Source organism: Stygiolobus caldivivus, from assembly GCF_019704315.1.
In the GTDB taxonomy this organism is placed as follows: Archaea; Thermoproteota; Thermoprotei_A; order Sulfolobales; family Sulfolobaceae; genus Stygiolobus; species Stygiolobus caldivivus.
In genome coordinates this window covers 1,929,404-1,953,751 of sequence record NZ_AP024597.1, presented here as the reverse complement: position 1 = coordinate 1,953,751, position 24,348 = coordinate 1,929,404, and the positions used below count along the sequence as shown (strand labels likewise).

Here is a 24,348-nt window from a genome sequence, read left to right as displayed (position 1 = left end):
GCCTCCTATAACTTCTGAAGAATAGATACCTTTTCTTCAACAGACATCTTTCTGAATACCCCCACATCTGTGGTAGCATATCCCAGTTCTACAGTAGAAGGCGTAAGTTTTTCTCCCGGTTTTAATGTTGATGCTAGGGCCCTAAGAGCAAGGAGTATTGTGTCTTCTACATTTAGATCTTCCTTATAGTTTTTCTCAAAATATTCAGTGGCTGTTGAACCACCTTGCCCTATAGCCACTGCATAGTAAGGCATAAATTGACCGCTAGGCTCAGTCATAAGAAGTTTAGGCACACCACCTTTATCAACTCCACCTATTATTAACGCTACTCCGAAAGGTCTTACCCCGCCGTGTTGAGTATATGCTTGTTTTATATCTGCAACTAATTTTGTAAGGTAGTCAATATTTATGGGTTCGTCATAAACCAGTCTATGCTGGAGTGCTTGAGACCTAGCATAATCAATAAGTATTCTTCCGTCAGATGCAAGCCCAGCGAAACTACACCCTACATGGTCATCAAGTAGGTAAACTTTTTCTATGTTATCAACATCCAATAATTGTGTAGCTTTCTTCTTTTCAGACAGTAGGACTACTGCTGACTTTGTCTTTACTCCCAAAGTAGTCCATCCTTTTCTCACTGCTTCAAACGCATAGTCTACTTGGTATAAAGACCCATCAGGAGAGAATATAGTTATAGCCCTATCATATCCCATTGCTGCAGGTCCAAATGCCAATTTTTTCTCCCAAATATGAGTTGATACTGTAGGTAAAAAAGTGTTATTCAGCTCGTCGCGTACACATCATGCTTACAGTCTGGGACGGCGTCATCATCTAATACCTATTAGCCTTTTAGCCTTTTTTAAACTTCCTGTTGTCCTTCTAGGAACTAGTAGCACTTCCTCACCATTTATCCTCTTTACTAAAGGAAGACTTGCAATTACAGCTTTATATCCTGCTCTTGTGGTAGAAATTACACCATAATTTTGATATACTAGAATTACTTTAGGATTAGATATTTCCAGCCAAATCTTCCCTCCTAATTCCCTAACTGCATCTCTAATTGCTAACTCTAACTCAGGTTGGGTATAGGCTTTGGGAATCATCTCAAATATAATATATCGCTTTACTCTGATATTTTTCTTAGCTTTAATTTTTTTAAAATAAATAATTCTAGCCTTTAATACATAGAAGCTGAGTATTATTAGCCAAGCAAATATTATGAGATCAATAAATATTTGTAGCATCATTTCTACCAAGTAGTAATAAGGGGTTATTATAAATCCACTTTAAGGCATCTCCTTCATTCGCGCCCAAGGTTACTAACAGCGAAAATTTTTCTAAAGGAGACCAGAGCTCATTAAACGTAGTTGCACATGAGGAGAAAATAGGATATTCAATCCACTTATTAAAATTAATAATTTTAAAAATTACATCTATTTCTAAGTTTTTTAATTGTACTTCTACTATTTTACCGTATTGCTTTATTAAATTTAAATTACTTTTTTTACTAAAAATTCGTATATTCTTTCTGTCAACGATTAAGGATTTAACGTGATAATTTTGTACAGAGTACCTTAGAGCCTCTGATGAAAGAGGCTTAACAAATAAAAATATCTTACTATCCTTTATCTTACGGATCTTCTTGGATAGATCTTCCTTTGAATCTGATTCTATTGTAACTCTGTAAATATTTTCACTTTTATCCTCTTCTGGTAATATCATATTATACCCTAACTTAACTGCATATTCTTTGAGCCTAGACGTTTTCACGCATGTCTCTACTAGCAAGGTTCTTCAACTCTTCTATTATTTCGTTGGAATTTCTGAAGTTTCTAAACGACACTATTAGTTTTACTACATCATCCCCATCTCTTAGGAAAATCTTATTTTCTTCTATTAATCTTTGCTTGTCAATTCTTAGGTGTAACTTTCCCTTATCGGTTCTTGACTGTAAGGTCGATACTAATAAAATTAGATCTACCTTATCTAATGAACTTAGTACTTTCTCAAATATGTTTTGTGCCTCTTTCCCCTTCATTTTATACTCTATTATTTCGATTTTATTACCGTAATGGCCTTGAACTATACTATCTTTAACTTCTGCGTTATTTAGGGAGAAAAAGGACTCTAATGAACTTAGAATTTTATTTCTATCTTCTGTTTCGTGACAGAATACTGAAATTGAAATAAAAGCTACCTTCATTTCCCAGGTATTTTGTCAAAATTCTGTAACCTATAGTACTTTGAACCTTCATGCCTTCTCTTTAATTCTCTTTCTTTTTCTTTCTTCTTCCACTTATGTGCTATTGTGCCTTTAAGACCTCTGCTCTTTCTCAGTCCTCTAGCTTTCTTTCCAGCACTTGTTAGCCCTCTAAATACTCTTCTCCTATTAGCGGAGTCTTGTAACCACTTTAAATTAGGATCTGCCTTGATAACTGGATGAGAAGGATCTACCATAATAATTTCGTAGTACTTATATAGACCATCTTCACCTACATAGTAACTTCCCAAGACTTCTAAGTTAGGGAACTTCCTTGCTGCCCTCTCTTCAGCTATCCACCTATATCCTTTGGACGGTGAATAACCATAAACACCCATTCTCTTAGGTCTTCTACCGCTATTAGGTCTAGGTTTATTCATACCTCCCCTTCTAACCCTAACTCGTACTACTACAAATCCTTGTTTAGCCTTATATCCTATTGCTCTAGCTCTGTTCAGCCTACTCGGCTTTTCAATTCTAACTACAGCTTCACTTTTTCTCCATTCAATGAGCCTTTTCCTCAACACGTTCCTTTTCCAGTCCTCCTTTTGCCACGTGCTCTCGATGTAACTATACATTGATGATGCCATTATTCTTCTACTCACTTAATAAACAACTAATTAATAAACTCATTTGTCCGATCATATCTTGAATGATAACTGTAGGACTGATAGGAAAAACGAACGTAGGAAAAAGCACCTTTTTTGCCGCTTCTACTATGCTAGAAGTGGAAATAGCAAATAGACCTTTTGTAACTATAGAGCCTAATGTTGGCATTGCATACGTAAAACAAATGTGCGTTCATAAAGAGTTTAACGTTAAATGTAATCCTAGAAACTCTGTATGTATCAACGATTATAGATTTATCCCAATCAAAATGGTAGACGTAGCCGGACTAATTCCAGGTGCTCATGAAGGAAGAGGATTAGGTAACAAGTTCCTCGATGATCTAAGAAAAGCAGACGTGCTAATTCACGTTATAGACGCAAGCGGAAGTACAGATGAGGAAGGAATCCCAGTAAAACCAGGTACTAGAGATCCAGAGGAAGACATAAGTTTCATCGAGAAAGAAATCGAAGAGTGGTTTTATTCTATAGTATCAAAAGATTGGCAAAAATTCGCAAGAACTACAGACTTATCGAATAAAGATCCCGTAGATGAACTACTCTCCAAACTTTCAGGGCTATCAATTAATAAATACCATATAATAGAGACTCTACGGCAAACTAAATTAGAAAACGTAAAACTAATGCAATGGAGTGAAGATGACTTACGTAATTTTAGCAAGAAGCTGAGAGAGATTTCTAAACCAATTGTGATAGCTGCTAACAAAGCTGATTTACCTGAAGCTAAGCAATTTATCCAAAAAATTACGAGAAAATATAAGTGGGTAATACCAACCAGTGCTGAGGCGGAATTAGCACTAAGGAAAGCATCAAAAAACGGGATAATAGAGTACATACCCGGTGAAAGAGAATTCAAAATAATAAAACCAATACCTCAAAAGCAAAAAGACGCCTTAGAATACATAAGGAAGAACGTACTGGAAGAATTTGGAAGCACCGGTGTTCAACAGACTGTTAATACAGCAGTTTTTGACGCTTTAGGGATGATAGTAGTCTATCCAGTAGAAGATGAGAAAAAACTAACAGATCATAATGGTAACATTTTACCCGATGCGATTCTTATCAAAAAAGGTTCTACGCCCAGAGATTTAGCTTTAGAAATACATAGTGAGCTAGCTAAAGGGTTCCTATACGCAATCAATGTAAGAAATAAGATGAGAGTGGGAGACGATTATAAGCTCCAGAACAATGACGTTATAAAAATAGTATCATCAACCGCTAAGGCTTAAAAAATTCCCCATAACCAACGTCCCTATTAACGACAGCGCCAGGGTATATCCTTGCGTAAGCTCCTATCTTAATTCCAGGTAGGATAGTCACATTTATACCAGTCCTTACATGCCCTCCGACGATTGCACCTAGCTTCTTTCTTCCACTGCCTATTTTTCTACCTTTAATATTTACTTTTACTTCATTCTCATCAAAACGTAAATTAGCTATTAGTGTCCCCGCTCCAAAATTTACATCCTCCGAGAGAATAGAATCGCCCACATAACTCAAATGAGGAACTTTAGTGCCTTCCATTAAAATACTCTCTTTTATCTCCACTGCATTACCAACCTTATTATTTTCAACTAGAACAGTATATGGCCTTATATATGAATTAGGACCAATAATGCTCCCTTTTCCTATATATACAGGACCTTCTATATATGTTCCCGATTTTATCTCTACGTCTCGTTCAATTATTACCTTCCCTTTAATCTTTACTCCGTCTTCTACTTTGCCATAATTCGAGCTAGACGATAAATTATCTAATACCCATTTGTTTACATCTAGTAAATTCCACGGTTTACCTATATCTAACCAAAAATCTCGATATCTAATCACTCTCACATCTTTTTCTTTTGCCATAAGGGTAATAGCATCTGTAAGCTCTAGCTCTCCCCTCTCAGAATTACTTATTTTATCTAAAAATGTGAAAATATCTGGTTCTAATTTGTAGATACCCCCGTTGATAATATTAGAGGGAGGATTGTCTGGCTTTTCTATAATTTTAGAGAGGTTCCCGTTATTTGTTACTAGGACTCCGTAATCCTTAGGATTCTTAACTTCTACACCTAAAATTGCATTTTTTTCACGTAATAACTCAGAAATTATAGACTTATTACCTAAAAATATATCTCCGTAAATTAATAGAAAATCTTCTTTAATGACAGATGAAACAGTTTTTAATGCTGCACCAGTACCTTTCCCTTCTTTTTGACAGACAAAAGAAACATTGTTTAAATTTTTCATAAAATAATCCTTATGTTGAGGGCTTATCACGACTACTACATCGTCTACGTATTTTCGTATCTCTTCTATAATATCTACGATTAAAGGTTTATTTAAGACTGGTATAAACGGTTTAGGACGAGTGTGGGTAATCGGTTCTAATCTTTCTCCTTTTCCTGCAGCCAATATTACAGCTTTCATAAAAAAATTAAGAAGCGGGTACTTTAATTACTTTAGTCTTTTCTACCTCTACTTTTCTCAATGGATATATCTTCTTAGCTTCTTGAAATATGTCATTAGCTAATTTTCCAAAGACTACATCTTGCACAAACTGATCAAAAGTGCTTTCAGCAGCTTTCTTTGTAATTGTATAAGCCATAACCCTTCTAATAGCCGTCTTCTGTGATCTATGAGCTCTATAAGTAGTAAGGGCTAGACCCTTTACCCTTACAATATAACCGTCTTGGGTTTTCACATCGATTATAGTATTTATTTTTGAACTTTTCCTCCTTATTAAAGACCTAATATAATCCCTAGATAATTCATGACCAGCGAACCTTGTAACTAGCCTTTCTCCTTCATTCCCGATTACTTTAAAGTATAAGTGTACGTAAACCATACTAAAATCGCCTGTTAAGTCATATAAAGTAGCTTCTACCTTTCTATTGAGGGTCTGTGAGATCTCAAACGCAGGTGTACTTCCCAGAGGTACTTCCCCAAATACTTTTGGTGATAGGATCGTAAACCACTTCTTAAGCTTCCATTTGTCCTTAATCGTCGAGCTAGCTTTTGATGACATGACTATCACATACTCTAAACAACCTTTATAAAAAATTTTCACTCTATTTCATCTACTTTCTTCCCCTCGGCTATACTGATCTTAACATAAATCTTCCTTAGCAACCTAACAATAGTTTTTGCCTCTATTTCACTTGAAACTCCCTTAAGCAAAACCCTCTTTAACACTACATACATGTATTCGTCGCCTTCACTACGTTTCAGACTATCAATAATTTTTCTAGAATATAGTTCCATTAACTTTATGGATTCATTTGAAATGTTTTCATTTTTTATCGAACTTGTCCTTAATTTATACACCTCATATAAAACTATGCTTACTGCATGTGAGAGATTTAACACTGGATATGCTGGGTTTCCCGGAATATGTAATAGAAAATCTGATTTAAATATTTCCTCTCTGGTTAGTCCCACGCTCTCTCTCCCGAAAATCAAGCCAATTTTTTTATCATCTGAAATGAATTTTCCTATTTCCCATGGTTTAATTGACCGCCGGAGAAGATCCCCTTCATTATCAGCTATACTTGAAGTGGCTATTTTTATATCGAGATCTTTAATAGCATCATCAAAGGCTGAAACTATCAAAGCCTTTTTTTCCAAGATATCTCTACCTTGTGCAGAGAAATTAATAGCCTCTTCCATCTTACATTTCGGATTTACTAAGTAAAATTCATCCACTTCAAAATTCTTTACTAATCTTGCAATAAACCCCACATTATATGAACCTTCTGGTTCCACTACTATGAGTCTAATCATCGTTCACCAGCTCCATACTAATAATAGTTTCGTATCCTATTGTAATCTCTTTTCTCTTCCCGATCTTATACTTACTAAAATAAGGTGACCCAAAAAGTTTGTCCAGGTCTGAAAGCGAGGAAAGGACGGTATATATTCTTTTAGCTTTAATAACTTTGAGAAATTTTTCTATAACTGTAACCCCATCTTTACCTCCCGACCAACTGTACTTAATCCATGAGTCATATTCCTCAAAAGGAAGATAAGGCGGATTAAATATAGCCACGTCATAAACTATATTCGGACGCAAACACGATAATAGATCACAATTAATAACCTCAAACCTATAAGGCTCAACCTTGTTTAGGTTTAATGTACAAAGTGTAGATTCTGAAGCAAAAGGGTTTATGTCTACAAATGTTACATTAGACGCACCTAGCATAATAGCATATAACCCTAAAAGTCCGCTACCTGAACCCATATCAAGGACTTTTTCCTTAGGTTTTATATTAATAATACTCATAAGTAATGTGGAGTCTTCTGCTGGTTCGTAAGTATTTTCATTTATACATAACCTATATCCAGCAACTTCAATAATTCTGTTACCTGCCATGGTTTGAAATCCCTGATTCGCTTATTTTCATTAGATCTTACTTTACAAAACTCACTTAAAGATGAGAGTTTTTTATTTTTATACGAACTTATACATCTAAGGGCTTCGTCAACATAGAAATTATAGCTCTTTATTCTTTCAAAAACGACTATCTGTGAAAATACCCGAGGCTTAGGATAGAATGACCTCGGTGAAATAATTTCCTTTGGAAATATTTTAAAGTGAAAATTTAATGTAAATGATATATAAGTCGGATCATTAATAACTTTATCGATAAAATCTTTCTGTAAAACTAAAACTAGCCTTTGGACCCCTGATAATTTTACCATAGTAGTCATAAAATCGAAAGTAATATAATAGGGTAAAGAAGAGACAACTTGCCCTCTTGAAAAAGGAGGGTTTACCGCATCTGCAATAACTAAATTGTACTTCATTAAAAAAGGAATTAAAGTCGGATCTAATTCTATTGTTAAATCGGGATTTAAAATAGAAGTTAAAGCCCCTTTTCCCCCTCCTATTTCTATTAGCGGTCTTTGGGAAAAATCTACGTAAGAAATTATTCTTTTTACAGTATTAACATCTACTAAAAAGTGTTGCCCTTTTTTAGCCATTTTTACCCAATTTCTCTAAATACCCTAAATAAACGAAATGCTCTATTGGTTTCCTTTTTTCCTCTAAAGGATAAACGAATAGGTAATACTTCTCTCCTCCTTGAAGTTCCTTAACTATTCTCTCAACTATTATACCCACCACATCTTTAATTCCTACTCTCTGCTCTATATCTTTCAAATCCTTAAACGGTTCTTTCTTACGCTCTTCTAAAATTGTTTTAAGTGTTTTCTTCCCTATATTAGGTAATAGTTCTAATGCGTGCAACCTCAATGTTAGAGGCTCTGATTTGTTAAAAAAGTCTGTAAATAATTGGGATTTACTTTCCACTATTAATCTGAGGACTTTAACAAGCTCGTCCTTAGCTACGGATGTTAAATCTTCATAAGTTATGTGAAAGTCGATCTTTAGGTGAGAATTATTTAACTCTAACTTTTGTTCTAGTTGAAATTCTTGGTAAGAGTTAATTGGAGAAGCTTCCATAAGCATAAAGTAATCCTCCCCTATTAATTGTAAAACTGGTTTACTTTTATGTATAGGGTGCTTATCTAGAGGATTACCTTCTCTCAAATAATCTAACACATATACTGTCTTCTCCATTCGCTCCTTAACTGGTCTTTTCCTTTGCATACATTGTATTATATAATTTTAAAAGTAAAAACCTCAACTCTCCATGTGGTTCTTAACTATTTCAATTATCTTTTGGACTTGTTCTGTAGTATAAGTTGTTGAAGTATCTGTGGCTAAAATTGTTCTGACTTCATCAATGGATTGTGGGCATAAACTAGCTATCATCGCCCTGAGCTCTTCCTTTTTAACAATATCTTTTAACTCTTCCATTATTTGTTCTGCTCCACTATCACCGCATTTAGAGACAGAGTTTAGATAATCAAAAGTCCTCTGAAGAAGGTTTGAAGAATTACCATTACTTATTATTTCTTGTAAATATTTTTTAGCAACAGAATAAGGAATATAATGTTCTTCTAACACTCGAAGAGAATATGACAAAAATTTTCACCTTTTAACGCCATTAAAGGGAGTTAGATGTTCAGGCCTCACTATAATTATTTTCTCTTTATCACCTAAAGTTACCTTAACTTCATATGATTTTCCTCTTTTCCCTACTATTACACCCACTCTTCCATGATATCTCCTATGAGGCATACCTTTATGAATTGAAGGATTTATCTTAATTGTTACGTACTCCCCTTGTCTATATTCATACATTAAGGCGCTTAAATGAGGGACTGCACCACGTTCTCTTACACTCTTTGTTAGTAATTTTCTCGTTCTTGTCCTATAACCTTTAGAGTGAGCAACCATAATATACTTACCCCTTAAAACTACAATCGGAGTATAAATTAAGATTTTTGCTTTCTACTATAATTCCTTATTAGCATATTTCAACGCCTAAACATGAGTATATAATAAATGTAACCTAAATTACATGGGAAAGAAATTTAAAGTTAGACATTATATCAAATATTTGCGCGGGGGTGCCCGAGCTGGTCAAAGGGGGCGGACTTAAGACTAGCGTTAAGTGATCCGCTGGCGTAGGCCTGCGTGGGTTCAAGTCCCACCCCCCGCACCCTTATAGCATATAAGGGTTGAGTAACGATCAAAACTAATTTCTTAAGCTTGATTTAAAATAAATTGTACTATTCCCATAATTACTACGCAACCTATAAGGTGTTTCCTAGTAGTAACAAGCAACAAAATAGAAGTTTAGTCTTAAGAGTAGCCTAAGCTTCATTATAAAAATTTGAATAGTATGGGCCCGCGGGGACTTGAACCCCGGACCACCCGGTCCCTCACAATTGGTTATGAGCCGGGCGCTCTACCGGGCTAAGCTACGGGCCCATAACATATTATTAGTGATAAAGAATCTTTTAAAAAAGTTATGGTTATTTTTATCAACAGATCCTAGCCGAGGATTGATCAACCTAGAAAACAAAACATTTATAAAATAATAAAATATAATTACTTTATTAGATGTATAGTATTTATATAGATAGAAATCTTAAAGTTATAGATAATAAATCTTATATAGGATAGTATAAATGATTATTATTACTAGAATTATACGCCATTACTATACTAAATTAACTTCAAGATAAAGGATATAAAATATTCTAGTAATTCCCTAGAACATTAAATATAAACTAAAGAGCTTTGCATTATGCGCTACCTAGCTAGTTCGTTATACTTAAATTATTCAGTGAAACATTATGCAACTGAGGAGAAAATATGGATTATAAAGTAAAAGACATTTCGCTATCTGAACAAGGTAAAAGACAGATAGAGTGGGCAGAGCTCCATATGCCTGCACTTATGGAAATTAGAAAGCAATTCGAAACAGACAAACCATTAAAGGGAGTTAGAATAAGCGCAGTCTTACATGTGACTAAAGAGACGGCAGTATTAGTTAAAACATTAAAAATAGGAGGAGCAGAAGTAGCTCTAGCTGGAAGCAATCCCTTGTCGACTCAAGATGATGTCGCTGCAGCACTGGCTGAAGAAGGTATTCATGTTTTTGCATGGAAAGGAGAGAACGAAAACGATTATTATAATAACATAAGAGAGATAATGAAATACGAACCCCATGTAGTTATGGACGATGGTGGGGATTTACACGCATATATCCATGAAAACTACTCCGGTAGGGTTTTAGGAGGAACGGAGGAGACTACTACTGGAGTAATTAGACTCAAAGCAATGGAAGAGGAGAAAGTACTAAAATACCCTGTAATAGCCGTTAACAACGCATTTACAAAGTACCTCTTTGATAACAGAATAGGTACAGGTCAGAGCACTATAGATGGCATACTGAGATCTACTAATATCCTCATTGCTGGCAAAGTTGCCGTTGTTGCAGGCTATGGATGGGTAGGTAGAGGAATAGCACAAAGGCTTAGAGGTATGGGAGCAAGAGTAATAGTGGTTGAAGTATCACCGTTGAGAGCTCTAGAGGCAGTAATGGATGGATTTGATGTATTACCTATGAATAAAGCTGCTGAAATAGGAGAAATATTTGTGACCGCTACTGGTAACATCAATGTAATCAATAAGGAACATTTTATCAGAATGAAAGACGGTGTAATCTTAGCCAATTCTGGACATTTTAATGTAGAAATTAACGTAAAAGGACTAAGAGAGATGGCAAAGCAAGTAAGAACTGTAAGACCATATTTAGAAGAATATACATTAAAAGATGGCAAAAGAATATACCTATTGGCTGAAGGAAGACTGGTTAACCTTGCAGCTGCTGAAGGACATCCTAGTGAGGTCATGGACTTAAGTTTCTCTAACCAAGCACTATCTGTTAAGTTCATAGTAGAAAATAAGGATAAGCTCGAGAATAGGGTGTACAACGTACCCCAAGAGATAGATGAGCTGGTAGCAAGGCTAAAGCTTAAAGGAATGGGAATAGAACTAGAACCAATGAGCAAAGAGCAAATAGAATATATGAAACAATGGCGCTATGGCACATAGGATTTTGTGTTTTCTGTTTTCATTTTAGTATTATAAGCTTAGCAACTTCTCTAATTCTTTAAATACAGATGGATCTCCTAAAACGAATAACGATTGACCTGGTTTCACCTCAGTGTCTTTATCAAAATACGGATCTATCTGGCCATCTCTTAAAATTGCTATAGGGACTACCTTTGACGGCAGATCCTTTAATTTTATTACTTTCTTAACGTCGAATATACCAATAGAATACTCACGTTCTTTTCTCGAATATATTATCCCTGCAAAAGAGTCTGAAAGCGACGCAAAAGCTAGCATCCTCCCCATAATATCTTCATAAGGTATAACTACATCAGCTCCTGCAGTTTTCATTATATCGGTCATAGATATGTCCTTTACCATTGTAACAACTTTTAAGGGCGGATTTAACTTTTGAACTTTTAAAGTAATAAGAAGAGTCTCGGAGTCATCGTCCATAGCTATTATTGCGGATGCTGCGTTTTTAATTCCGGCATTAATTAGATTATTTTCATCTTTAGGATCTCCTAGAATCACGTTTTCTGCTTTTAGTTCTTCATAAATACTCTTAGATGATGTCAAAACTACATAATCTTTATCTAACTGCTGTAATTTTTTAGTGGCAGACACTATACTTTCAGAATTCCCTATAAGTACTATATGGTTGATCATATGTCGACCTCTCCATCTAGCACGGGCATCTATCCACGTATTCTTACTTACTAATGTTCCAATTAGAGATTGTACCATAGACGCAAATAAACCTACCGTAAATAGAATTAAGATAGTAAGAAATATTTTCTCTTCGCTGGGCATCGTATTAATATCTGGGGCATAAAGTCCTACGGTAGTTATAACATTTACAGCAGCATATATAGCAGAGACCCAGTCTAATTTCTGGTAATATACGAAAACTAAAGCTATTGTATATACTACAATAGATAGTGTAATAAGTTGTGGATAAATCTTTCTAACGATAGAATATGGAGCGGCTATTATTTCAAGTAAGCGTAAAATATAACGATTCCAGAGAGTAGTCTTGTTCATCGATATATCATAAAAAAGATCTAACATAACATAATCTTAAGTTTAAAAGTGGGCCCGCTGGGACTTGAACCCAGGACCTCCGCCTTACTTAGCGGGGGCTTGTAAGGGCGGCGTCCTAACCAGGCTAGACGACGGGCCCAGAGTACGAGATCATTTTTGGTTTTACTCTTTTTTAAATTCTTCTCCACTTAACATGTACGATATTAGAGCCAAAGAAGCTACCGGCGGCACTTCACCTTTAAATAGAGGTAACTTGTAAGTTTCTCCAAAACTTTGCTCTATTTTAGTAAAGCCGGCTTCTATACCTGGAAAAACTAACATTATTCTCTTCTTACTTTTTATCACATCTGGAGAAAAATCCCTATCAAATTGTTGGGAAATTAGTATAGTAGAATCTGGCACAAAAAGCTCTATTGCATCTTTAAGATCAGGTAAGACTAGAAAGGTCTTATTCATTCTATAAGCTAGTTTACTTGCTTCTGGGACTCCAGCTTGCGCTGCAACTCCACCTATCTTAGTTACTATAACGTACTTAATATCTAAATTAAAGGCAAATTTTACAAAATCTATTAATTTTTGAACACTACTTACATTATGCAGTACTACGAATATTTCAGGCATAATATTCACTCATAATTTGTCGTGCTATTGCAGTAGATAAGGCTACTGGTACAGCTTCTCCTACTTGATTATATTGCTCATCCTTATTGCCTAGAAATACGTGAAAGTCTGGATAACTCATTAGCCTCGCTTGTTCCCTAACAGTTAAAAATCTGCTTTCATAAGGGTGTATAAATTTCGAATTCCCTAATACTGTAGGAGCTAGTTTGTTGGGATTAAGCCTTATATATAATGGTATATTTCTACCAGAACTTCCTCTGAACATAGTTATATAATCGTCAATTTCAGTTTTAGCAAGATCTTTCATTTTTCTTTCATTAACCTCTTGGATTTCATGGTTAGGGATAGCATTTACCATTTTTGGATCTGATAGGTCATTAATAGCGTCCCATACCGTAGTTCGGCGTTTTAATTTAGGTGGATTTAAGGGAATATTAGATATAAATACTCTAGTCCTTTTTGACGGATTTCCATAATCCTCTGCTTTTAAATAGTTAAAAAATATTTTTTCATAGCCTACTCTACGAAATTCTAATTTAATTGCTTCTCTAAGGCTTTCCGTATTAGCTATTGAAGGTACATTCTCCATTACAAATATTTTAGGAGACAACTCACCTACCATCCTTATGTATTCTAAAGTCAACTCACCTCTTTCATCAAGATATAACCTGTCTAAGGGTTCCCTCATTCTGAGAGGATTTGCACCCGTATAAGGTTCGCAAGGTGGGCTTCCTATAACAATTTGTATATCATCGCCAACTAGATATCTGATATCCTTGCCTGTCAAATTTCTTATATCATCTTCAACTACTATAGTGTGAGGAAAATTTAAAGAGTAAGTCCTAGCAGCAGCATGATTTATGTCTACAGCTAGTCTTATAATGAATCCAGCTTTTCTGAAGCCTAGAGAAAAGCCTCCTGCCCCTGAAAATAGGTCAATTATTGTTATTCTTCCCACGTTTAGTCTCTTTTTCTATCTCTTCCTCTAACTGTTTAATTTTTTGCTCTAAGAATTGTCTTGCTTTTTCTGACTCATAGTACTGTAGCGGGCTTCCGCATTTTGGACACTTAAACTCATTTTCTAACGCCTCGTCCATATTGTACTTTATATTATCTTGAGGGCAAAAATAGAAAAGAGAATCCTTTTCTTGCTCGTACCTTATTTTAAGCTTATCTAATATCATCCTTTTCCTATTCAACAACACGTCATTTATTTGATCCAAGTTTACCCTCCAATAGTATATAAACAAACTAGAATCCTTATCTTTTGTTTTTCTACTAGTTACGAAACCTTGTTCAGATAGTAAATATAGTTTTTTTCTTACTTCGTTAGGTTTAACGTTTAACTCTTTTGCTAATTCTTCATCTGTGATTTCAGATCTCTTTTTAAGTAAATACTTAAGCAAATCTGCCGCATCTTCTCCTACTAATTCCTTTGCTAATTCAAGTATTAATGCGTCAGTTTTTTCACTCATTTTTCACCACCTTTTTACCTCTCTCTTTAGGAATAATTGTGAGTTTTGCATCACTAAATGATATATTTAGTTCTTCACCCTTATATATTCTGTCCAAGAAGATAGCTAACGCAGAAACTTCCGAATGAGGCTGATTACCTACAGCTATATTATAGTCAGAATTATAATAATACCACCCTTCTACTTTTTCTGACCCTACTATTACTAATAAAGGAGAATTAATTTGATCAAAGTCAGAAAGCTTATTTATGATATTAATGCCATACATCGTGAGATGAACTACTTTACCTCCTCGTTCTTTCCAGCTCTTAACCAAAGTCTTAGGATTTGATACAAACTCTATATTAAAATACGATTTTCCTCCCCATTGATCTAGAACATTATATATTGACTTTAATAGTTGATTATCCTCTCCCTCTATAAAGATACCTCTTGCTCCAAAAGCTCTAGCTACTAAAGCAACGTGAGTTGTAATTCTTTTATCCCTAAAGGGTCTATGTCCCAATCTCAAAACATAAATATCCTTAAGCTCTATGCCCATATAATCTGAGCTAATCTCTCTCTTAAATAGTTAAGATTAATACCTTTTAATGCTGATACTGGGATTATATCTTCAACGGGAGCATATGTTTCTTCAGCAATTTTCTTTACTAAAGATATTTTATTTTCTACTTCTTCGGGCTTAACTAAATCAACTTTATTTAATACGATCAGCATTGGTTTCCCAGAAATTCCTAGTTCTCGCAGAACTTTCATAGAACTCGTAAGCATTTCGATAAGCGTTATGTCGTCAATTGATGCGTCTAAGACAAGAACTAATATGTCAGCATATTTTGCCTCAGATAATGTTACAAAAAAGGCTTCCACTATTTGGGGAGGGATACCTCTAATGAAACCCACTGTATCAATCAGCAATACTTTCTCCTTTTTTCCGTCAATTCTTACCGGAATAGAATAACGTTTAGGTGAGGTCGTAGTAAACATTGAAGAATCGACTTTCTGTTTTAACCCGGTTAGCGCGTTAAAGAGAGTCGTCTTACCTGCATTAGTATAACCAACAATAGCTATTTTCTTAAAGTCGTTTTTCTTAATCTGTTCTTCTTTTACCTTACGTAATTGCTCCAATTCTTGCCTTATCTTGACAATTCTTCTTTGATATAGTCTTATTGCTGCTTCTACACCATAAACTCCTGCACCTAGAGGACCTTGTTGCTCAGTGATCTTAGTTTTCTTATACATATCTTTTATAATCGGTAGTTCATAACGCAACTTTGCCAATTCTATTTGGAGTTTAGCTTCTTTAGAACCTGCATGAAGTGCAAATATCTCTAGTAGTAACATGACTTTATCTAAAATTTTTTTAGATGGAAGCTCCTTATATAATCCTATAAAATGCCTTGATTTAAGCAAATCAAAAATTATTATAGCTTCTATTGTATCATCCTTTTTGATTTGTTCTAATTTATCTTTTTGGAGATAAAAAATAGGGTTAGGCTTTCTAGGTGTAGGATAAACTTTATAAATTTCATAAAGTGCCGATTCAGCTAATGCTATAGCCTCGTCTTCATATTCTTCACCTACAAACAATACGGCTTTCAACTTTTACCCTCTCTTATGTGGGCAACGTCGCCTAAGGTGAGATTAAAATCAGTCTCCTCCTCTTCTTCTCCTCCTTCTTCTACGGGAACTAATAGTTTAACTCCAAGTAGTTTTTCTAGTTGTTTAGCTTGCTGAATAGTAGGCTTTAACTTACCACTTTCAAATCGTTTTATTATATTTTCAGAGACCTTTAATTGTAGAGCTAGTTGCTGCTGTGTAAGCTTTAGTCTCTCTCTGGCTTCTTTTATTAACTTATAATAATCGTCTACTACTTCTAGCTCCACTTCGTTGTTTACTTTTGGCATTGACGGTTTTATACTTTTCTTAGATTGTGGTTTTTTGGGTAAATCGGTAATTTTTGCACTTTTTTTGATCCTTGCATAACATGCGGGACATACCGTAATAATACTCCCTTCAAATAATACGGTTATTCCGTTACCTCTTATAGGTGAACCACATAATTCACAGTATTTTATTGCCTGACTTTGCATAGGATCTATACACAATATCCACTCTTAAACATTTTTAGGGTTTTTAATCAATAATAATACTGAGGTCAGTTGTCAGGAGAAATTGATAGCTATAAGGCTCGCAATTACTCAAATAATAATGATGATGCAATAGTGAGGCTTCTTGAGGAAAAAATAGAATCTTTGACTAAGGAATTAGAAAAGCTGAGACAGGATTTGAATTGGTACAAAGGAGAATTAGAAAAATTATTAGCGCCACCTTACATTGAAGCTACTGTATTGGACATATTACCAGATGGAAGAGTAGTTGTGAGGAGTTCTTCAGGCCCAAATCTAGTTGTAAATGTGGCCTCGGCAATAGATATTAAAAAAATAAAACCTGGGACATCTGTAGCCTTAACCCAAAGAGGATCTGCCATAGTTGAAATCCTGCCGAACAGAGAAGATATAATCGTAAAATCATTCGAAGTAGTAGAAAGACCCAACATTCATTACTCTGATATAGGAGGTCTTGAAACACAGATACAAGAGCTAAAAGAGGTCGTAGAGATCCCACTAAAAAACCCAGAGTTATTCAGAGAAATAGGAATTGAACCACCTAAAGGGGTATTACTGTACGGACCACCTGGTACTGGTAAGACAATGCTAGCTAAGGCTGTAGCTACTGAAAGTAATGCAACATTCATTCAAGTAGTGGCGTCAGAATTTGCACAAAAATTTGTAGGAGAAGGTGCGAGAATTGTAAGAGAAGTCTTCGAATTAGCTAGAAGAAAAGCACCGTCTATTGTGTTTATTGACGAAATAGATGCTATCGGAGCTAAAAGAATAGATTTAGGTACTAGTGGAGAGAGAGAAGTACAAAGGACATTAATGCAACTTTTAGCTGAAATAGACGGATTCAAGCCCCTTGATAACGTAAAAATAATAGCTGCTACTAACAGAATCGACATCTTAGACCCGGCATTATTGAGGCCAGGCAGGTTTGATAGGCTAATAGAAGTACCGTTACCAGACGTTAAAGGCAGAGAAGAAATATTTAAAATATACTTATCAAAAATGAAAATAGACTCTAGTATTAATTATAATGAATTAGCTAAATTGACAGAAGGGCTAAGTGGAGCTGACATTAAAAATATATGTACAGAAGCTGGGTATAATGCAATTAGAGATGGAAGAAAATATATAACATATAAGGATATTACTGTAGCAATAGATAAAGTAAAGAAGAGTAGGTTTAAAAATAAAATACCAGAGAGACATGAAAAATACACATGATTAACTTAACTGAGGCTAAAGCTGCATCAGAATCCGAAATTAAATTACTTAAAGCGATAGCATTGTATCAGTTTTCGCCTGAAATTTCAGAATGTTTATTTCCTCCTAATGAAAAGTTTTTTATTCAATATTCTGCTTCTACTGGTAAAATCAGAAACATACTTGATTCAAATTATAGACTTTTCTTAGTTCTTAGAGCTCAAGATTATCTGTTCTCGCTAACTGAAATTAGCGCCTTGATCGTTAAAAAGTGTAGCCAAAAACCTAAATTTAGATTTGTAGTACAAAACGATATCTCGCAATTCATTAGAGATGGAAGAAATGTATTTTGTAAATTTGTACTTGATGCCGATAATAACATAAGAGCTGGTGACGAAGTTCTAGTAGTAAACGAAGATGACGAGTTGCTCGCTATAGGTAGAGCAAGAGTCTCTGGAGAGGAAGTAAAACAATATAAAAGGGGTGTTGCTGTAATTGTTAAGAGGGAGATAAAAGATGAATATTAAGATTGTACTTAAAGGAATTAGCGAGGAACAATTAAGAGGGGCTAATTTCATCACTGGATTTAGAACCTTAGGAGAAGTAGGATATATAGCAACAAGGTATATAGCCCTGAAACTCGGAATGAGAAGAGTTGGGTTCGTGCTTACAAAATATCTACGTGACGTAACATTTTTAGATGAATACGGAATAGCAACTCCTTTTGAGCTGTTTTATGATGAAAAAAATCACCTTCTAGTATTGCTAAGCCATTTGCTACCATTACAAAGAGAGGCAAACGAGTTTTCCGAAACAGTTATTAAATGGCTTAAAAAGCTTGATGTTTCTAACGTAATTTTGATAGGAGGTCTTGATAGGAGATATAAAACTTCTAATACTAATTTACGATGGCTTAGGACTTCAAAAAGCCAGCTAAACCTTAATTATCCCCTAATCGAGAAACAACTATTAATGATAGGACCTCTTGCATTATTTACTATTTATTCAGAAATTGAAGATTTGCCTGCAACTGTCTTATTACCTTATGCAGATAGAGATAGAATAGATCCGGCAGCGGCGGCTATTGCAGTAGATGAGATAAGTAAACTGCTTAACATAAAGATAGATGTAGGAGAATTATATGAAGACGCTAAAAAGATAGAAGAAGAATTACAAAAGCAATTAGAGTTGATCCAAAAAGAGCTCAATAGGAACGTCTCTGGTAGAGTTTATATGTAACTTTTCGCATTTTATTACAGAAATAGAACTTATATTATCTCTCATATCATACAAGAAATCCTTTAGTTTCTTCCTTTCTTGTTCTATGATTTCATCATCTATTATTGTAGGCGTTTCATACTGTGAATACGGAAAAGAATTTTTAAGCTCAATAGGAATAGGTCCATAAAACGGATTAAGCAAGTAAACTTCTACTTCAGAATTAATATCATCATAGTACCCATCCTCACATGTTATCACAACTCTCTTTTTATGGTTTGCACTTTTATCAGCCTTATGAATAATCTTCTCCCTTAATAATCTTTCATGCCTTTTTATTTCAGGCCTCGCTAATGAGTCTTTATTATACAAAAAAACACCTTTTATTTCACCTTTAGTTCGTGGGTCGAATTTTTCTAGGTAATCTGCATATTTAAGAACTGATTTAAAAGCATCATATACTCTGGGATGAGAAAACGCCTTTTGTTGTAAATATTCAAATAATCTGCCTTCCTTTATGGATTGCTTTATCGCGTTGATCTCTTCTTTAATTACATAAAGATTATGGATCGCAAGTAGCCTTGTCCTATCTTTCTGTTCCATCTCTTGTAAATCTTTTGGCGTATACTTAGAGCAGACCGGGCAAGAACAAGGGAAATATTCTAGCTCCTCTAATCTGTATACCCTATCTCTGGTAATATATCTATTATCACGGGCATATAATATATATGATGCTGAATCGAAAGAGTCTACTCCTAAAGCTACAGCAAAAGGCATTATATGGGGCAGACCCCCTCCAAATAAGTGAAATGCTTTTCCCCTAGTAACATTAGACTTTGCCGTGTATATCATATCTATTAGAGGCACGTATTCGTATCTTTGCATTAAAACTGTAGGACTCCCTAGAGCTAACATCTTGAACTCATCAAACTGAAATGAGTACTTCGCTGAATATGCTAACAAGTCAAGAAACCTTCCTCCCTGAATCGGGTATACCCAGATAATTTGATCTGATGAAGATCTAACGTGAGGTAACGACTCATTTATCCTGCGTAAGGTTTCATCTACTGAAAGTTTTGCATCCGATTCGTTTTTCACATCACCAGTAGGCACGTCTAAAATTACAGCGATATCTGGTTTTATCTCTAATTCATATTCTACGATTTCCTTGTTAGAAATACTTATCTCCCCATATTGTAAAATTTGGTATGCACCCGAATCAGTCATTATTATTCCATTAAAACTGAAGTAGTCGTGTATGTGAGATTTAATGTTAAGATTTTTCTTTACTAAATAAGCGTTGGTTATTATGTTATTAAACCCAACTTTTTTTATATCTTCTACGGTTATCTCAGATTTAACAGGATTAATTACAGGGAAAAAAGTTGGTGTTTCAATATTACCGTGTAATGTACTTAGAATCCCTATCCTTCCTGCTAAGTCTTCTTCTTTTATTTCAAATTCTCCTACCATTTTACGTTCCTTTTTTCTTCTTTTCTATATAACTATTATATATATCATAAACCTTTTGAGCTAGAGGACCACTCCCCTCTACCCCATTTTCAGATACCTTTATTTTATCTAAAATAGTTACTATACCAGCCTCTTCATATACTTTAATATCTACAGATCTAATATTCAGTTCTTTAGATACCAAATCGGCAAACTCTCTAGGATCGAAGATTGGTGCATTCTTAACTAAAATCTCTGTTACCAGTGAGCCGTTTATGATCACTTTATAATAACTATTATTCTCATTATCTTTAGCATTAGTTAACGATATCATGAAAGGGGTCAATTCAAAAGAACTTAAGACCCCGGAATATGTTTTGTTATTGGATAGTTTTACTATAATAGTTTTATCGATTAAAGTATTCAAATCTCCACTTATTCTCCTACTACTCATATGCATACGTATCACAAAATGGTTAATAATATTTAATACAGCATTTCAATTAGAGATATGCAATCTATCCAGCCAGGTAAGGTGTCCTTGTTATGTAAGGTCAATAGAATTGAACAAGGGAGTTTGAAAAACTTATTAATATTGAAATTAGAATGCGAAGATAACATATTAATCGAATCAGATATAGTAGAAGAGATAAACCTATTCAGGGAAGGAGAAAATGTGAGAGTAGAGATTTCAAGAGAAAAACCTAGCTATACAGAAAAAGATTTTTGTGCACACGGCTACTTATTCTATGAGAAAACCCAAGAAGATGGATCTACGTTAGACCAGATTTCTCTTTACGGGCTAATAGTTAAGATATCTTCTAAGGGTAAAGGGTTAATAATGGATAATATGTTCAAAATGATGGATCATGTTTATTACTGTATAAAGAAATCATAATTTTTGTTAACATTCAAAAGTATAAACAATGAATATAAACAATGAGTTTTTATTATTCAATTACCCTTATGAACTCTTCATGAATTCCATCTTTCTTTATTGTTAATAGGTCTATTCCATCGCCAGATGTTACATCCCTTTCAATTGACGCTCTCATAGCTTTAATCACTATCTCTTTTGCTTTATCTAATGTTAAATCTGGTTTATACTCACTCTCTAATACACCTATGGCTATTCTAGCTCCTGATCCTACAGCTGCATAAACATCTTCTATTAAAGAACCTACTGGATCTAGAATATACATTTTAGGGCCATTCTCGTCAAATCCACCGAACAATAGCTCAGAAATATATGGCATCCACTTGTTCTGATATAGTATTACAGATAGTAGTTGAGCTGCGGCTTTAGTGCTTATTTTCCTATTATTATACATTTCATAATATCGTATTTCTACATCCATAATTCGCGATAATGTCTGCACATCTCCTATTATCCCAGCACCAGCTATTCCGAAACGTCCTATTTTGAAGACTTTCTTTGCTGACCTACTTAATACGAAATTTCCGTAGCTTAACCTTCTTTCTCCTGCAAGGATAATTCCGTCATTTAATTGGATACCTAAAGCAGTTGCAGGTAATTCCTCCATTAAAATAACCCTATTCATCAAATCCTTTTTATCACTTAAATTATTTGCTTAACATACTCCTCTATACTGTTTTCTGGGATCGAGAGCTGAGATTTATTTTCTAGGTTTTTAATAGTTATCTTTTTTTCTTCTAATTCTTTCTTACCTATTATCACTATAAATGAATATCCCTCTTCTAAATATGAAGGGATAAGTTTAGATATGGACTGCTCCTTAAGGTTTAGGGATACTATTAAACCTAACTCCCTTAACTTGTGCAATACTTTAATTCCATATGATATCATATCTTTTTCACTGCTGTTTCTATTATCGTTAGTAGAGATAATAATTAAAACACCTTTTTTTGGGCTTTGTAATTTATCTACACTATCTAGTACTAATGCGGTCCTTTCAACCCCGATGGCAAACCCTATAGCTGGTGTATCATTACCTCCATATAGCCTAACTAAACTGTCATATCTTCCTCCTCCTGCTATACTAAAAGGAACCTTATAATGCTTAACCTCAAAGATCAAGCCCGTATAATAAGCTAGACCTCTTACAAATCCTAAATCTATGTTTACTTTAATATTGAAATCAGATATAATTCTACTAATTGCTTTTATCTTATCTATTTCTTCGGTTAACTCTAAATTTTCGTACTTTGAAACTTCACTCAGTACCGTGTCTAAAGAATCTATTTTTACTTGATTTTGTTCAAGCAGAAAGTTTATTAGATCTGTATATAGTGTACCTTTTAATTCTCTTAAAGCCTCTTCCCTTTTCCCTTTATCTATTAGATGAAGTATGTGTTCTTGTTTAGCTTCATCAAGATTTATCTTATTGAAAATTTTTCTATAAATTGCTATGTTATTTATTTTAATTTCTATATCTTTAGAGAGGCCTAAAGAGGAATATATTTGAAGCAATAAGTCAACCACCTCTATGTCCGCTAAGATACTATTAGAACCTATTAATTCTATTCCGGCTTGCCTAAATTCTCTAAATCTACCAAATTGAGGTTCATCATATCTATAAACTGTACCTATATAGAATAGTCTTACCGGCTTTGGAAGGTGTTGCATTTTATTTAAATATGCCCTGACTACACTAGGAGTAAACTCGGGTCTTAACGCTATTTCTCTTTCAGCTTTATCTTTGAAAACATACATTGTATTCCTAAGCTCTTCACCGCCTTTCATAGAAAATAATTCAAATTCTTCTACTACGGGAGTGTATATTTCTGAATACCCTGCACTATTTACAATTTTCCTAAAGGTATCTTCAATAAATTTAATCTTCTCTAATTCTTTGCCATAATAATCTTTCATTCCTCTTAGAGGTTCATAAGATACCAATTTTCATTCCCCTTTCTTATTTAGCTTTATTTCTGATAAGAAATAATAACTGACATCACCATATTTATCAACTATAGCAATAACGCTTTCTTTATCTATTTTAGAGGAAAATGATACGAAATCTTCTATTTCTCTAATATTAACTTTATTATTTTCATTTATTGTTTTTATTATATATTTTCTATTCCCAGACTCTAAATAGATATATTTTCCTGAAATCCTACCTTTTTTTCCTCTTTGTTTTAAATCATTAATAACTATAAATTTATCAATATCATTATTTTCTGCCATCTGAGTCAGTATTCTTACTTTTAAAACGAATTAAAAAGTATATGTAGTAGCCTTTATCTTTTTATGGAGTGTCCTTATTGTAAAAATAAAGACTTGATCTGGGATTATAAGAACGGTATTATAGTATGCAGTAGTTGCGGTTCGGTAATAGACCAGATATTTGAACAATATGAAAATGCCGTGGATGAACCAGTTAATGTAGCTAATTATAAGTCTGTGTATGAACCATTTATCCTTAAGTCTTTATCTATTAAAAATAGAACCGATGCGATCGTCAATAAAAATATAAAAAGGAACCGTCTTGGCAAATTAAAAAGATCTGTAGAGGAAAAATTCATATTTTATAATGGTAGTGTCGTTAGAGAATCCTCCATTATACCCCTAAAATACATTGAAAATAACGAGAAATTATTAATTATCTACGACCTTATTGAAAGATTTCCACAATTCAGAGATAAACATATAAAATATAAAGTAGCATTAACGTTCTACTTCTATGATAAATCTTTATTCAACAAAGTGCAACATAATCTAGGAATTAGTAAGAAATATTTCGAAAAAATTTTATCTAAAGTATCTACGAGAGAAAGGATTTTAATAAAAAATAAAATAGAAGAGCTACTCTTTCAGAGAGAAATAACGGTTCCAACAGAACTTTTATAGGCAAATAGTTAGGGTTAATTGGAAAGAAAA

General features: G+C 34.2%; 32 protein-coding genes and 3 tRNA genes. 8 read left to right on the top strand and 27 right to left on the bottom strand.

The window, feature by feature from the left end; translation table 11 throughout:
- Positions 1-5: 5 nt before the first annotated feature.
- The 5 genes from psmA to KN1_RS09410 all read right to left on the bottom strand — a co-directional run bounded on the left by psmA (position 6) and on the right by KN1_RS09410 (position 2,850).
- Positions 6-734, bottom strand: a complete 729-nt coding sequence (psmA, locus tag KN1_RS09430) for an archaeal proteasome endopeptidase complex subunit alpha (protein WP_221287307.1) — start codon at positions 732-734, stop codon at positions 6-8.
- 93 nt (positions 735-827) lie between these two features.
- The gene (locus KN1_RS09425; protein ID WP_221287306.1) at positions 828-1,247 is read right to left on the bottom strand and encodes an Rpp14/Pop5 family protein; all 420 of its coding nucleotides are present in this window, start codon (positions 1,245-1,247) and stop codon (positions 828-830) included.
- Positions 1,225-1,788: a hypothetical protein gene (locus tag KN1_RS09420; protein ID WP_221287305.1), complete on the bottom strand. Its 564-nt coding sequence runs from the start codon at positions 1,786-1,788 to the stop codon at positions 1,225-1,227. Before KN1_RS09420 ends, KN1_RS09425 begins: the two co-directional genes overlap by 23 nt.
- Positions 1,757-2,203: an RNA-binding domain-containing protein gene (locus KN1_RS09415; protein ID WP_221287304.1), complete on the bottom strand. Its 447-nt coding sequence runs from the start codon at positions 2,201-2,203 to the stop codon at positions 1,757-1,759. Before KN1_RS09415 ends, KN1_RS09420 begins: the two co-directional genes overlap by 32 nt.
- Positions 2,200-2,850: a 50S ribosomal protein L15e gene (locus KN1_RS09410; RefSeq protein ID WP_221290654.1), complete on the bottom strand. Its 651-nt coding sequence runs from the start codon at positions 2,848-2,850 to the stop codon at positions 2,200-2,202. The genes KN1_RS09415 and KN1_RS09410 overlap by 4 nt, the downstream gene beginning before the upstream one ends.
- A 62-nt stretch (positions 2,851-2,912) precedes the next feature.
- On the opposite strand from KN1_RS09410, the gene KN1_RS09405 reads away from it, so the two are divergent.
- Positions 2,913-4,115, top strand: coding sequence for a redox-regulated ATPase YchF (locus KN1_RS09405; protein ID WP_221287303.1), 1,203 nt, complete (start codon positions 2,913-2,915; stop codon positions 4,113-4,115).
- Here KN1_RS09405 and spn read toward each other — a convergent pair.
- The 8 genes from spn to KN1_RS09365 are packed head-to-tail and all read right to left on the bottom strand — an operon-like array spanning position 4,105 to position 9,181.
- A complete protein-coding gene (gene spn / locus KN1_RS09400) occupies positions 4,105-5,304 on the bottom strand; it encodes a bifunctional sugar-1-phosphate nucleotidylyltransferase/acetyltransferase (protein WP_221287302.1) in 1,200 nt (399 codons plus the stop codon). The genes KN1_RS09405 and spn overlap by 11 nt on opposite strands.
- A 7-nt stretch (positions 5,305-5,311) precedes the next feature.
- Complete coding sequence (locus tag KN1_RS09395; protein ID WP_221287301.1) at positions 5,312-5,902, bottom strand: 30S ribosomal protein S3ae; 591 nt, start codon at positions 5,900-5,902, stop codon at positions 5,312-5,314.
- Between the two features lie 38 nt (positions 5,903-5,940).
- On the bottom strand, positions 5,941-6,657 hold the full coding sequence (trmJ, locus tag KN1_RS09390; protein ID WP_221287300.1) for a tRNA (cytidine-2'-O-)-methyltransferase TrmJ: 717 nt from the start codon (positions 6,655-6,657) through the stop codon (positions 5,941-5,943).
- Positions 6,650-7,249, bottom strand: coding sequence for a HemK2/MTQ2 family protein methyltransferase (locus KN1_RS09385; RefSeq protein ID WP_221287299.1), 600 nt, complete (start codon positions 7,247-7,249; stop codon positions 6,650-6,652). Before KN1_RS09385 ends, trmJ begins: the two co-directional genes overlap by 8 nt.
- Positions 7,201-7,860: a 16S ribosomal RNA methyltransferase A gene (locus KN1_RS09380; RefSeq protein ID WP_221287298.1), complete on the bottom strand. Its 660-nt coding sequence runs from the start codon at positions 7,858-7,860 to the stop codon at positions 7,201-7,203. Before KN1_RS09380 ends, KN1_RS09385 begins: the two co-directional genes overlap by 49 nt.
- Entirely contained in the window at positions 7,853-8,488 is a 636-nt protein-coding gene (locus KN1_RS09375) for a DUF655 domain-containing protein (protein WP_221287297.1), read from the bottom strand. Before KN1_RS09375 ends, KN1_RS09380 begins: the two co-directional genes overlap by 8 nt.
- 33 nt (positions 8,489-8,521) lie before the next feature.
- Entirely contained in the window at positions 8,522-8,848 is a 327-nt protein-coding gene (locus tag KN1_RS09370; protein ID WP_258712504.1) for a DNA-directed RNA polymerase subunit F, read from the bottom strand.
- A gap of 24 nt (positions 8,849-8,872) precedes the next feature.
- Entirely contained in the window at positions 8,873-9,181 is a 309-nt protein-coding gene (locus KN1_RS09365; RefSeq protein ID WP_221287295.1) for a 50S ribosomal protein L21e, read from the bottom strand.
- Between the two features lie 167 nt (positions 9,182-9,348).
- Here KN1_RS09365 and KN1_RS09360 point away from each other — a divergent pair.
- Positions 9,349-9,446, top strand: a tRNA-Leu gene (locus KN1_RS09360).
- A 184-nt stretch (positions 9,447-9,630) separates the two neighbouring features.
- Here KN1_RS09360 and KN1_RS09355 read toward each other — a convergent pair.
- A tRNA-Ile gene (locus KN1_RS09355) sits at positions 9,631-9,718 on the bottom strand.
- A 387-nt stretch (positions 9,719-10,105) separates the two neighbouring features.
- Here KN1_RS09355 and ahcY point away from each other — a divergent pair.
- The gene (gene ahcY / locus KN1_RS09350; protein WP_221287294.1) at positions 10,106-11,350 is read left to right on the top strand and encodes an adenosylhomocysteinase; all 1,245 of its coding nucleotides are present in this window, start codon (positions 10,106-10,108) and stop codon (positions 11,348-11,350) included.
- 30 nt (positions 11,351-11,380) lie between these two features.
- Here ahcY and KN1_RS09345 read toward each other — a convergent pair whose 3' ends face one another.
- From KN1_RS09345 to KN1_RS09310, 8 genes are all read right to left on the bottom strand, one after another.
- Complete coding sequence (locus tag KN1_RS09345; protein ID WP_221290653.1) at positions 11,381-12,394, bottom strand: potassium channel family protein; 1,014 nt, start codon at positions 12,392-12,394, stop codon at positions 11,381-11,383.
- A 49-nt stretch (positions 12,395-12,443) separates the two neighbouring features.
- Positions 12,444-12,533 (bottom strand) — tRNA-Val (locus KN1_RS09340).
- 23 nt (positions 12,534-12,556) lie between these two features.
- Positions 12,557-13,015, bottom strand: coding sequence for a RecB-family nuclease (locus KN1_RS09335; protein WP_221287293.1), 459 nt, complete (start codon positions 13,013-13,015; stop codon positions 12,557-12,559).
- Positions 13,008-13,973: a DNA cytosine methyltransferase gene (locus KN1_RS09330; protein WP_221287292.1), complete on the bottom strand. Its 966-nt coding sequence runs from the start codon at positions 13,971-13,973 to the stop codon at positions 13,008-13,010. The genes KN1_RS09335 and KN1_RS09330 overlap by 8 nt, the downstream gene beginning before the upstream one ends.
- Positions 13,951-14,466, bottom strand: coding sequence for an HTH domain-containing protein (locus KN1_RS09325; protein WP_275946075.1), 516 nt, complete (start codon positions 14,464-14,466; stop codon positions 13,951-13,953). Before KN1_RS09325 ends, KN1_RS09330 begins: the two co-directional genes overlap by 23 nt.
- A gap of 16 nt (positions 14,467-14,482) precedes the next feature.
- Positions 14,483-14,965, bottom strand: a complete 483-nt coding sequence (locus tag KN1_RS09320; protein ID WP_338057088.1) for a tRNA methyltransferase — start codon at positions 14,963-14,965, stop codon at positions 14,483-14,485.
- Positions 14,966-15,021: 56 nt separating this feature from the next.
- On the bottom strand, positions 15,022-16,089 hold the full coding sequence (gene hflX, locus KN1_RS09315) for a GTPase HflX (RefSeq protein ID WP_221287289.1): 1,068 nt from the start codon (positions 16,087-16,089) through the stop codon (positions 15,022-15,024).
- Positions 16,086-16,580, bottom strand: a complete 495-nt coding sequence (locus KN1_RS09310) for a multiprotein bridging factor aMBF1 (protein ID WP_221287288.1) — start codon at positions 16,578-16,580, stop codon at positions 16,086-16,088. The genes hflX and KN1_RS09310 overlap by 4 nt, the downstream gene beginning before the upstream one ends.
- An 81-nt stretch (positions 16,581-16,661) precedes the next feature.
- Here KN1_RS09310 and KN1_RS09305 point away from each other — a divergent pair, with 81 nt between their 5' ends.
- Genes KN1_RS09305 through KN1_RS09295 form a run of 3 tightly spaced genes read left to right on the top strand, consistent with a single transcriptional unit; the run spans position 16,662 to position 19,052 of the window.
- A complete protein-coding gene (locus tag KN1_RS09305; protein WP_420857164.1) occupies positions 16,662-17,834 on the top strand; it encodes a proteasome-activating nucleotidase in 1,173 nt (390 codons plus the stop codon).
- Positions 17,831-18,340, top strand: a complete 510-nt coding sequence (locus KN1_RS09300; RefSeq protein WP_221287286.1) for a PUA domain-containing protein — start codon at positions 17,831-17,833, stop codon at positions 18,338-18,340. The genes KN1_RS09305 and KN1_RS09300 overlap by 4 nt, the downstream gene beginning before the upstream one ends.
- The gene (locus tag KN1_RS09295; RefSeq protein WP_221287285.1) at positions 18,330-19,052 is read left to right on the top strand and encodes a proteasome assembly chaperone family protein; all 723 of its coding nucleotides are present in this window, start codon (positions 18,330-18,332) and stop codon (positions 19,050-19,052) included. Before KN1_RS09300 ends, KN1_RS09295 begins: the two co-directional genes overlap by 11 nt.
- Here the strand turns inward: KN1_RS09295 and tgtA are convergent.
- Together tgtA and KN1_RS09285 are read right to left on the bottom strand one after the other, a co-directional pair.
- Entirely contained in the window at positions 18,996-20,504 is a 1,509-nt protein-coding gene (tgtA, locus tag KN1_RS09290) for a tRNA guanosine(15) transglycosylase TgtA (RefSeq protein WP_221287284.1), read from the bottom strand. The genes KN1_RS09295 and tgtA overlap by 57 nt on opposite strands.
- A gap of 1 nt (position 20,505) precedes the next feature.
- Positions 20,506-20,937, bottom strand: a complete 432-nt coding sequence (locus tag KN1_RS09285) for an Lsm family RNA-binding protein (protein ID WP_221287283.1) — start codon at positions 20,935-20,937, stop codon at positions 20,506-20,508.
- 57 nt (positions 20,938-20,994) lie between these two features.
- Between KN1_RS09285 and KN1_RS09280 the strand changes: the two genes are divergently transcribed.
- Positions 20,995-21,381, top strand: coding sequence for a DNA-directed RNA polymerase subunit G (locus KN1_RS09280; protein ID WP_221287282.1), 387 nt, complete (start codon positions 20,995-20,997; stop codon positions 21,379-21,381).
- 52 nt (positions 21,382-21,433) lie between these two features.
- On the opposite strand, the gene psmB is transcribed toward KN1_RS09280, so the two are convergent.
- The 3 genes from psmB to KN1_RS09265 are packed head-to-tail and all read right to left on the bottom strand — an operon-like array spanning position 21,434 to position 23,655.
- A complete protein-coding gene (gene psmB, locus KN1_RS09275) occupies positions 21,434-22,027 on the bottom strand; it encodes an archaeal proteasome endopeptidase complex subunit beta (RefSeq protein ID WP_221290651.1) in 594 nt (197 codons plus the stop codon).
- Positions 22,028-22,062: 35 nt separating this feature from the next.
- On the bottom strand, positions 22,063-23,364 hold the full coding sequence (hisS, locus tag KN1_RS09270) for a histidine--tRNA ligase (protein WP_221287281.1): 1,302 nt from the start codon (positions 23,362-23,364) through the stop codon (positions 22,063-22,065).
- A 3-nt stretch (positions 23,365-23,367) separates the two neighbouring features.
- Complete coding sequence (locus KN1_RS09265; protein ID WP_221287280.1) at positions 23,368-23,655, bottom strand: ribonuclease BN; 288 nt, start codon at positions 23,653-23,655, stop codon at positions 23,368-23,370.
- Between the two features lie 63 nt (positions 23,656-23,718).
- Here KN1_RS09265 and KN1_RS09260 point away from each other — a divergent pair, with 63 nt between their 5' ends.
- Positions 23,719-24,318 carry a TFIIB-type zinc ribbon-containing protein gene (locus KN1_RS09260; protein ID WP_221287279.1) on the top strand — a complete coding sequence of 200 codons (600 nt, stop codon included), beginning with the start codon at positions 23,719-23,721 and terminating at the stop codon, positions 24,316-24,318.
- Positions 24,319-24,348 lie beyond the last annotated feature (30 nt).